The organism is Aquabacterium sp., from assembly GCF_021768455.1.
Lineage (GTDB): Bacteria > Pseudomonadota > Gammaproteobacteria > Burkholderiales > Burkholderiaceae_C > Aquabacterium.
The window spans coordinates 36,891-46,242 of sequence record NZ_JAIZVX010000013.1; the positions used below are offsets into that span (position 1 = coordinate 36,891).

9 protein-coding genes are annotated in these 9,352 nt (G+C 68.4%); 1 reads left to right on the plus strand and 8 read right to left on the minus strand.

Annotated features, from left to right (window positions below; genetic code table 11):
* Positions 1–29 precede the first annotated feature (29 nt).
* Genes QZ994_RS03330 through QZ994_RS03355 form a run of 6 tightly spaced genes read right to left on the minus strand, consistent with a single transcriptional unit; the run spans position 30 to position 4,692 of the window.
* Entirely contained in the window at positions 30–860 is an 831-nt protein-coding gene (locus QZ994_RS03330) for a 1-acyl-sn-glycerol-3-phosphate acyltransferase (RefSeq protein ID WP_290868176.1), read from the minus strand.
* The gene (locus QZ994_RS03335) at positions 857–2,185 is read right to left on the minus strand and encodes a dihydroorotase (RefSeq protein ID WP_290868179.1); all 1,329 of its coding nucleotides are present in this window, start codon (positions 2,183–2,185) and stop codon (positions 857–859) included. Before QZ994_RS03335 ends, QZ994_RS03330 begins: the two co-directional genes overlap by 4 nt.
* Complete coding sequence (locus QZ994_RS03340) at positions 2,182–3,156, minus strand: aspartate carbamoyltransferase catalytic subunit (protein ID WP_290868182.1); 975 nt, start codon at positions 3,154–3,156, stop codon at positions 2,182–2,184. The genes QZ994_RS03335 and QZ994_RS03340 overlap by 4 nt, the downstream gene beginning before the upstream one ends.
* Positions 3,156–3,668 (minus strand): bifunctional pyr operon transcriptional regulator/uracil phosphoribosyltransferase PyrR, encoded by a 513-nt coding sequence (gene pyrR, locus QZ994_RS03345; RefSeq protein ID WP_290868185.1) that lies wholly within the window; start codon positions 3,666–3,668, stop codon positions 3,156–3,158. Before pyrR ends, QZ994_RS03340 begins: the two co-directional genes overlap by 1 nt.
* A complete protein-coding gene (gene ruvX / locus QZ994_RS03350; protein ID WP_290868188.1) occupies positions 3,665–4,108 on the minus strand; it encodes a Holliday junction resolvase RuvX in 444 nt (147 codons plus the stop codon). The genes pyrR and ruvX overlap by 4 nt, the downstream gene beginning before the upstream one ends.
* Positions 4,105–4,692 carry a YqgE/AlgH family protein gene (locus QZ994_RS03355; RefSeq protein WP_290868191.1) on the minus strand — a complete coding sequence of 196 codons (588 nt, stop codon included), beginning with the start codon at positions 4,690–4,692 and terminating at the stop codon, positions 4,105–4,107. Before QZ994_RS03355 ends, ruvX begins: the two co-directional genes overlap by 4 nt.
* Before the next feature lie 83 nt (positions 4,693–4,775).
* Between QZ994_RS03355 and QZ994_RS03360 the strand changes: the two genes are divergently transcribed.
* Positions 4,776–6,245 carry a deoxyribodipyrimidine photo-lyase gene (locus tag QZ994_RS03360; protein ID WP_290868194.1) on the plus strand — a complete coding sequence of 490 codons (1,470 nt, stop codon included), beginning with the start codon at positions 4,776–4,778 and terminating at the stop codon, positions 6,243–6,245.
* 9 nt (positions 6,246–6,254) lie between these two features.
* On the opposite strand, the gene QZ994_RS03365 is transcribed toward QZ994_RS03360, so the two are convergent.
* Together QZ994_RS03365 and QZ994_RS03370 are read right to left on the minus strand one after the other, a co-directional pair.
* The gene (locus QZ994_RS03365; RefSeq protein WP_290868197.1) at positions 6,255–7,367 is read right to left on the minus strand and encodes a diguanylate cyclase; all 1,113 of its coding nucleotides are present in this window, start codon (positions 7,365–7,367) and stop codon (positions 6,255–6,257) included.
* Positions 7,368–7,384: 17 nt separating this feature from the next.
* On the minus strand, positions 7,385–9,352 hold a 1,968-nt coding region (locus QZ994_RS03370), incomplete at its 5' end, for a response regulator (RefSeq protein WP_290868201.1).

Sequence of the window (9,352 nt, forward strand, 5' to 3'; positions counted from 1 at the left end):
GGGTTCGGGCTCAGGGTTGTCCTGCTGACTCAGGAAGAGCCGTTCGCCGCCTTGACGCCATCGGCCAGACAGGCCTCGATCTGCGCGTGCAGTTGGGTGGTGAGGGCGCGTCGGTCGGCATGCGTGACCTGCTGGGCCGGCAGGATGTGCACGTGCACGCAGAGGTCTTTCGCGGTCACCACACGCCACAGGGACTGCAGCAGGGTGGTGTCGCCGATGTAGGCCGTGTCGCTGCTGACGGGCACGCCGGGGTTGCTGTAACGCAGCACGACCGGCTGCACCGGGACATCGGCATCGATGGCCGCCTGGACCAGGTTGGGGTGAAAGTGCAGCACGCCATGGCCATCGCCGGTGGTGCCCTCCGGGAAGACGGCGACGGTGGCCCCGTCACGCAGGGCCTGGGCCATGAGGCCGAGCACGCGGGCGGCGTCTCGGCGGCGTTCACGCACCAGGTAGAGCGTGCCGGCCGCATCGACCAGCTTGCCCACCACCGGCCACTGCCCCACTTCGGCCTTGGAGACGAAGCGCGAAGGCTCGACCGAGTTGAGGGTGACGATGTCGAGCCAGGAGATGTGGTTGGCAACGATGAGCTTGGCCCCCGCATGGGCCTGGCCGCTCACCGTGAGCTTCACGCCCAGCAGGTCGATCATGCGGGCCGACCAGCGGATGGTCTCGGCCCGCTTGCGGGCGGCATCAAAGGCATCCCAGCGGGTGAAGACGATGCCGACACCCGAGAGGATGTGGCCCACCACGCGCAGCAGGCGCCAGGCCCCCAGGGGCGCGCGGCCCCAGTGGCCCGTGAGCGGTGCGGCCTTGACGGTCGCCGGGGTGTCCGCGCCCTGCCCTGCGACCGTGCTCATGCGGCGGCTTCGTGGGCGACCTGGCCTGCAACCAGGGTCAGGCGCACGCGACCGGCCAGCTCGAAGCCGGTCGACTCGAAGGCGAAGGGGGTGTGCTTGCCCTGGCTCACGAGGGCCTCGGGCTGCACGGCCCAGCGCACGGCCGGGTCGAAGACGACGATGTCGGCCACGCCACCATGCACCAGGCGACCGGCACTGCTGGACAGCGAGCCCAACGCCTCACCCAGCACCTTGACGGGACCTTGGGTGACCACGCTCAGGGCGCGGCGGAGCTTGGCCGGGTCGGGCGCGTCGGTCTGGTCGGCACCGGACCACTTCAGCGCCAGGCTGAGCAGGAGTTCCAGACCGGTGGCGCCGGGTTCGGCCTCGCCGAAGGGCAGCGTTTTCTCGTCTTCGCTCACGGGGGTGTGGTCCGAGACCAGGGCGTCGAGCGTGCCGTCGAGCAGGGCGGCCTGCAGGGCATCGCGGTCACGGCCCTGGCGCAGCGGCGGGTTCACACGCATGGCGGGGTTGAAGTAGCCGATGTCGACATCGGTCAGCAGCAGGGAGTTGATGCTGACGTCGGCCGTGATGGGCAGGCCCTGGGCCTTGGCCGCACGGACCAGTTCGACGCCGGCCGCACTGGAGAGGCGGCACAGGTGCACGCGGGCACCGGTGGCGCGCACCAGTTCCACGATGGTGTGGATGGCGATGGTCTCGGCGCTCACCGGCACGCCGGAGAGGCCCAGGCGGGTGGCGACGGCGCCGCTGGCAGCCACGCCCTTGCCCAGCCAGGCGTCTTGCGGACGCAGCCAGACGGTGTAGCCAAAGGTGGCGGCGTACTGCAGGGCGCGCTGCAGCACCTGGGTGTTCTGCACGGGCACCTCGGCCTGCGAGAAGCCGATGCAGCCGGCCTCGACCAGTTCGGCCATCTCGGTGAGGTTCTCGCCCTTGAGGCCCCGCGTGAGCGCACCCAGCGGGAACAGGCGGCAACGGCTGAGCTTGCGGGCGCGCAGCTTGAGCATCTCGACCAGGCCGGGCTCGTCCAGTGCCGGGTCGGTGTCGGGCAGGCAGACCACGCTGGTCACGCCACCGGCGGCCGCGGCGGCCAGTTCGCTCTCGAGCATGCCTTCGTGTTCGTAGCCGGGCTCACGCAGGCGGGCGGCCAGGTCGACCAGGCCCGGGGCCACGATGAGGCCGCTGGCGTCGATGGTGCGGTCGGGGGCGAAGTCGGCGCTGACGCTGCCGATGGCGCTGATGCGGCCCGAGGTGATGGCCAGGTCACCGACCTGGTCCAGGCCGGATGCGGGGTCGACCAATCGGCCGTTTTGGATGAGGATCTTCATGCCATGTTTCCAGCAATGATGGACATCGCGGCCATGCGCACGGCGATGCCGAAGGTGACTTGCGGCAGGATGACGCTTTGCTTGCCGTCGGCCACGGCGGAGTCGATCTCCACGCCGCGGTTGATCGGGCCCGGGTGCATCACGATGGCATCGGGCTTGGCCAGGGCCAGCTTGGCTTCGGTCAGGCCGAATTCCTTGAAGAACTCGCCCGCGCTGGGCAGCATGCCGCCGTTCATGCGCTCGTTCTGCAGGCGCAGCATGATGACGACGTCGGCATCCTTGATGCCCTCTTCCATGCTGTGGCAGACGCGCACGCCCATCTCGCGCAGGTCACCGGGCACCAGGGTGCGCGGGCCGACCACGCGCACCTCGGGCACGCCCAGGGTCGTCAGGGCGTGGATGTTGGAGCGGGCCACGCGCGAGTGCACGATGTCGCCCACGATGGCCACGGTGAGGTTGCTGAAGTCCTTCTTGTAGTGCCGGATGGTGTACATGTCCAGCAGGGCCTGCGTGGGGTGCGCATGCCGCCCATCACCGGCGTTGACCACGTGCACATGCGGCGCCACGTGCTGGGCGATCAGGTAGGGCGCGCCCGACTCCGAGTGGCGCACGATGAACATGTCGGCGCTCATCGCGCTCAGGTTGGCGATGGTGTCGAGCAGGCTCTCGCCCTTGGAGGCCGAGGACTTGGCGATGTCGAGGTTGATGACGTCGGCGCTCAGGCGCTTGGCGGCGATCTCGAAGGTGGTGCGGGTGCGCGTGCTGTTCTCGAAGAACAGGTTGAACACGCTCTTGCCGCGCAGCAGGGGCAGCTTCTTGACCTCGCGGTCATTGACGCTGAGGAAGGTTTCTGCCGTGTCCAGGATCTGGTGGATGATGGGCTTGGGCAGCCCTTCGGTGGACAGCAGGTGGATCAGCTCGCCGTGGCTGTTGAGCTGCGGGTTGCGCTGTGGCTTGCGGATGGAGGTCATCAAACCCTCTCGAATTGGAATTGGAAACGACCGTCGTCGGCGCGGACCAGGGCCACGCGCTCCTGGGCGGGCAGCGTGATCCGGGCGGCCGACAAGGCGGGCTCGAAGGGCAGCTCACGGCCACCACGGTCGACCAGCACGGCCAGGGTCACGCTGGCGGGGCGGCCAAAGTCGAACAGCTCGTTGATCACGGCGCGCGTGGTGCGGCCGGTGTAGACCACGTCGTCGATCAGCAGGATGTGGCGGCCATCGACCTCGAAGGGCAGGTTCGTGGCGTCCTTGCCCGTGGCCATGCCGCGCGAACCGAAGTCGTCGCGGTGCAGGGCCGAGGAGATCACACCGCAGGGCGTGCTCAGACCAAGATCGGCGTGCAGGCGCTCGGCCAGCCAGGCGCCACCCGACCACACGCCCACGAGGGTGGTCTCGGGGGTGACGATGCGGCGCACGGCAGCCAGCAGGTTGCCGTAAAGCGCCTCGGCATCGAGGTGCAGGGAGGATGTGGTGGCGCTCACGCGGGCCTCTCTTCTTCGTTGGGGGATGCGGCGGGCGGCGGCGCCCGGTCGGCATCATCGTTGAAATACTGTTGCAGGAGGATGGCAGCCGAGGCGGCGTCCAGGTCGCGCGCACCGCCGGCCTTGGCCTCGGTGGTGGAGTAGCGCTCATCGACCTCGTGCACCGGCAGGTGGAAGCGGCCATTGAGCTGGCGACCGAACTGGCGGGCCTTGAGCGTGTTCTCGTGCTCGGCACCATCGGGGTGATAGGGCACCCCCACCACCAGGGCATCGGGACGCCATTCGGCGATCAGCTTGCCAATGGCCTCGAAACGGGCCTTGCCTTCAGCGGCGATGGTGCGCAGGGGTTGCGCCTGGCGCGTGAGGCTGTTGCCCGTGGCCAGGCCGACGCGCTTGAGGCCGTAATCGAACGCCAGATAGGTGCGGATCGGCCCGCTCATGCGTGCCCGGCCTCGCCCATCAGGAAGTTGCGGTCCACCCCAAGCAGAGACAAAGCCTTGTCATAACGCTGCTCGATCGGGGTCTCGAAGATGATTTCCGGGCTGGCATCGACCGTGAGCCAGCCGTTGCGGGCCAGTTCCTCTTCCAGCTGGCCGGCGCTCCAGCCCGAGTAGCCCAGGGTGATGAAGACCTTGCGCGGGCCGGCGCCGTTGGACAGCGCTTCCAGGACGTCGCGCGAGGTGGTCATCTCCAGGCCTCCGGGGATCTTCATCGTGGAGCTGTAGTGGCCGCCGTCGTCGCCCAGGCTCTCGTGCAGCACGAAGCCACGCTCGGTCTGCACCGGGCCACCAAAATAGACGGGGCGGGTGGCCAGGTCGTCGCGCTCCAGGCTGAGGTCGACCTTCTCGAACAGGTTCTGCAAGTTGATGTCGGTCGGGCGATTGATCACCAGGCCGAGCGCACCTTTGTCGTTGTGCTCGCACATGTAGACGACGGTGCCTGCAAAATGCCCATCACCCATGCCGGGCATGGCAATGAGAAACTGGTTGGTCAGGTTGATGGGGGTGGAGGCGGTGGCTGGCATGCCCCGATTTTAGTCGCCCTGCGCCGCCCTGACCGCCGCTCCGCCAATTGCCCGCACATCCATTGCAAAGCACACACAAAGCCATGCCCGACACGCTCGCCTCTGCCCTGGTCTGGTTCCGCCGCGATCTGCGCGACCACGACCACGCCGCGCTCTTTCATGCCCTGAAAGGCGCGCGCAAGGTCTGGTGCGCCTTCGTGTTCGACAGCGACATCCTCGACGCCCTGCCCCGCACCGACCGCCGTGTGGCCTTCATCCGCGAGAGCCTGGTCGAGCTGGACGCGGGCCTGGCCCGCCTGGCGACCGACGCCGGGCTGATCGTGCGCCACGGCCGTGCCGAGGTCGAAGTCCCGAAGCTGGCGGCCGAGCTGGGCGTGCAGGCCGTCTACGCCAACCACGACGACGAACCGGCCGCCCTTCAGCGCGACGCCACCGTGCGTGGCCACCTGAGCAACCTGGGCGTGGCGCTCTACACCTCGAAGGACCACGTGATCTTCGAGCGCAACGAGGTGCTGACCGGCAACGACTCGCCCTACGGCGTGTTCACGCCCTACAAGAACGCCTGGCTGAAGAAGCTCGACCCGTTTTACGTCAAGCCCTACCCTGTGGCGCCCTACGCCGCCCGCCTGGCCGCCCTCCCTGCAAAGGTGGCTGCCGTGGGCGCCCCACACGTGCCCAGCCTGGGCGAGATCGGCTTTGAAGACCCCGGCCCGCTCAAGGTTTCCCCGGGCATGAGCGGCGCGGCCGCCCTGCTCGACGACTTCCTCGACCGCATCGACCGCTACGACGAAACCCGCGACTTCCCCAGCGTCAAGGGCCCCAGCTACCTCTCCACCCACCTGCGCTTTGGCACGGTGTCGATCCGGCAATTGGCCGGCCTGGCCTGGGAGCGGGCCCAGGCGGGCTCGGCCGGGGCCCAGGTGTGGCTCTCGGAGCTGATCTGGCGCGACTTCTACCACCAGATCCTCTTCCACCACCCTCACGTGGTCGGGCACGCCTACAAGCGCGACTACGACAAGATCAAGTGGGCCAAGGGCAAGGAGGCCGATGCCCACTTCGAGGCCTGGTGCGGTGGGCGCACCGGCTACCCCCTGGTGGACGCGGCCATGCGCCAGCTCAACCAGACGGGCTACATGCACAACCGCCTGCGCATGGTGGTGGCCAGCTTCCTCATCAAGGACCTGGGGATCGACTGGCGCCGAGGCGAGGCCTACTTCGCCGAAAAGCTGCTCGACTTCGACCTGGCCGCCAACAACGGCGGCTGGCAGTGGGCCGCATCCAGCGGCTGCGACGCCCAGCCCTACTTCCGCATCTTCAACCCCATCAACCAGAGCGAGAAGTTCGACGCCACGGGCAAGTTCATCCGCCGTTACGTGCCAGAGATCGCTTCGCTGCCCGACAAGGCCATCCACGCGCCCTGGCAGGCCCGCCCAGCCGACCTGGCCGCGGCCGACGACGTGGTGATCGGCCGCGACTACCCCCAGCCCATCGTGCAGCACGACGTGGCCCGGGCGGAAACCCTGGCGCGGTATGCAGTGGTGAAAACGGGCTGAGCGCCGGGCTCAGAACAGTTCCACGTCGCCGATGTGGCTCTGCTCGGACTGCATGGCGCCGCTGCGCACCTCGGCCTCGTAGCAAATCACCTGGTTGCGCCCCTGGTGCTTGGCCTGGTAGACGGCCTGGTCAGCGCGGGAAAAAGCCCCATTGGGTGTTTCATGGTGCTGCACCGCCGAGACCCCGATGCTGACCGTGACGTGCTGCACCTGCGGGAAGGGATAACCCATCACATGCAGGCGGAAGCGCTCGAAGGCGCCCATGGCGTCCTCTTCCGAGCCCGCGCGCAGCAGGACCACGAACTCCTCGCCGCCGAAGCGGTAGAGCCGGTCGTAGTGGCGAAAGGACTGCCGCATGATGCGCGCCAGCAGCACCAGCACCTCGTCGCCGATGAGGTGGCCGAAGCCATCGTTGACGCGCTTGAAGTGGTCGATGTCCACCACGCCCAGCCAGTAGCCGGTGACCGGCGCCGTGCGACGCTCGCTGCCCCCCCGTTCGGCGGCGCCCTCCTCCACGATGGGCATGGTGGCCTTCATGAAGGTCGCGTCGAAGGATTGGCGGTTGAGCAGGCCGGTAAGGGAGTCCCGCTGGCTGGACTCCAGCAGGTTCTGAAAGTTGGCAAAAACCTTCAGGAGGGTCTGGATGGGCCGCAGCGCCCCGGGAGGCAAGGGCTTGTCGGTGTGAACCTCGAGGACACCGGGCGAGCCCAGCTCCACCATCAACGGCAACACGGCCACAAAGCGGTGGGACGCGTCTTCCACCGTGGTGCAAGGCAGCTCGCTCTGCGTCAGAGCCCGCGAGTTCAGCACCTGCTGGCGCGCCGGATGGTCGGCCTCGCGCGAGAGGGTGTCGACGTCGGCCCAGGGCGAATCGCTGATGGTCAGCTGGCCAGGTCGGGCCAGGCCGCCGCACATCCAGTGCCGCGCCTCACCCTCCTGCCCCAGCAGGCGGTAGACACCCACGCTGTTGGCGCCGAGCAGTTCCATCACCCCCTGGGCCAGGGAGACGTCCAGCATTTCGCGGTCCCGCTGCGCCGTGAGCGCGGCGAGCTGGTCGATGGCATGGTCCGCACGCGGAGCGTGGCCGTCAGGGAGCGAGGTTGAGTGGGGCAAGGCCTGCATCACGGCAAAGGTGGGGCTCAGAGGGCACCGACCTGAGACGAAGCATAACGGGCCACGAGGGCCAGTAGTTCTTCTTCGCCATAGGGCTTGCCAAGATAATGGTTGACGCCGAGTTCGGCGGCGTAATCGCGGTGCTTCTGGGCGATGCGCGAGGTGATCATGATGATGGGCAGATCGGCCAGCTTCTGGTCGGCGCGGATGTTGCGCACGAGGTCGAAGCCGTCCATGCGGGGCATCTCGATGTCGGAGAGGACCACCGTCGGGCGCTCCTGGGCCAGACGCTCCAGTGCCTCCAGGCCATCTTTGGCGAGCACCACGCGGTAGCCTTCGCGCGAGAGCAGGCGTTGCGTGACCTTGCGCACCGTGAGCGAATCGTCAACCACCAGCACCATGGGCGCCTGGGATTCGGCGGCGGTCTCGGCCGGGCGTGCGAGGTGGGCCTCGGCGCTGTGAGAGAGCCAGCCGGCGGGCTGATCGCCCAGGGTGGCCAGGGCCTCGGCGGTCAGGGCCAGGGCCCGGTCACCGTACACCGTGGCCAGGGCCACCGGGTTGTAGATGAGCGAGACGGCACCGGAGGCCAGCAGCGTCATGCCGGCCAGACCGGGCAGGCGCGAAAGCTGTGGGCCCAGGTTCTTGACCACCACTTCCTGGTTGCCCAGGACTTCGTCGACGTGCAGGGCGATGCGCTGCTGGGCCGAACGCACGATCACCACCGGCAGGCTGCGCCCACCCTCGGTGCCACGCGGGCTGGCGTCGAGCAAGGCACCGAGCCAGTAAAACGGCAGCACGGCCTCGCCAAAGGCGAAGCTGCCCTGGCGGTAGGCCTGCTCCACCTCTTGCGGCCTGGCACGGCGCACGATCTCGATCAGGTGGGTGGGCACGGCCACGTTCAGGCCGCCGCAACGCAGCATCACCACCTTGGTGACGGCCGTGGTCAGCGGCAGCACCAGGCGGAAGCTGGTGCCCTGGCCGAAGGTGGTGCCGGTTTCGATGCGGCCGCCCATGGCGTTGACCTCGGAGCGGACCACGTCCATGCCGATGCCACGCCCTGCCAGCTCGGTCACCACCTCGGCGGTGGAAAAGCCGGGGGTGAAGATCAGCTGGGCCAGGTCGGCGTCGCTCGCCTCGGCGTCCCAGGCCAGCAGGCCCTGGGCCTTGGCCTTGTCGCGGATGCGCAGCAGGTCGAGGCCCGCGCCATCGTCGCGGAACTCGATGCTGACCTCGTTGCCCTCCTGGCGCAGCGACACGGTGATCAGGCCGTTGGCGTCCTTGCCGGCAGCCAGGCGTTTTTCGGGCGTTTCGATGCCGTGGGTGATGCCGTTGCGCAGCAGGTGTTCGAAGGCGCCGGTCATGCGCTCCAGCACACCCCGGTCGATCTCGGTGGCACCGCCGACGATGTCGAGGCGCACCTGCTTGCCGGTTTCCTTGGCGGCCTGTCGCACGACGCGGTAAAGGCGGTCAGAGAGGCCCTCGAACTCCACCATGCGGGTGCGCAGCAGATCGTCCTGCAGGTCACGGGTCAGCCGGGCCTGGGCGGCCAGCTGGTCTTCCGCGGTTTCGAGGTTGCGCTGCAGGGTGCGCTGCACGGTGGCCACGTCGTTCACCGACTCGGCCATCATCCGGGTCAGTTCCTGGAAGCGGGTGTAGCGGTCGAACTCCAGCGGATCAAAGTTCTGGCTGGCCGCGCGGGCGGCTTCCATGCGGGTGTTGACCTGGGTTTCGGCCTGCAGCTCGATGTCGCGCAGCTGCTGGCGCAGGCGGTCGAGGTTGTCGGTCAGGTCGGTGAGCGAGCCACGGATCTGCCCCACCTGCGATTGCAGGCGGGTGCGGGTGATGGAGACCTCGCCCGCGTGGTTGACCAGGCGGTCCAGCAGCTGGGGGCGCACGCGCACGGCAGCCTGGGCCGGCCCACTGGCCTCGCGCTCGGTGCGCAGGGTGGGTTGCTGACCGGCCTGGGGCAGATTTTCGTGGTCGCCAGCCCCGTG

Coding starts and splice junctions, on each gene's coding strand:
- QZ994_RS03330 (WP_290868176.1), bottom strand. CDS start 860: ATGAGCACGGTCGCAGGGCAGGGCGCGGACACCCCGGCGACCGTCAAG.
- QZ994_RS03335 (WP_290868179.1), bottom strand. CDS start 2,185: ATGAAGATCCTCATCCAAAACGGCCGATTGGTCGACCCCGCATCCGGC.
- QZ994_RS03340 (WP_290868182.1), bottom strand. CDS start 3,156: ATGACCTCCATCCGCAAGCCACAGCGCAACCCGCAGCTCAACAGCCAC.
- ruvX (WP_290868188.1), bottom strand. CDS start 4,108: ATGAGCGGGCCGATCCGCACCTATCTGGCGTTCGATTACGGCCTCAAG.
- QZ994_RS03355 (WP_290868191.1), bottom strand. CDS start 4,692: ATGCCAGCCACCGCCTCCACCCCCATCAACCTGACCAACCAGTTTCTC.
- QZ994_RS03360 (WP_290868194.1), top strand. CDS start 4,776: ATGCCCGACACGCTCGCCTCTGCCCTGGTCTGGTTCCGCCGCGATCTG.
- QZ994_RS03365 (WP_290868197.1), bottom strand. CDS start 7,367: ATGCAGGCCTTGCCCCACTCAACCTCGCTCCCTGACGGCCACGCTCCG.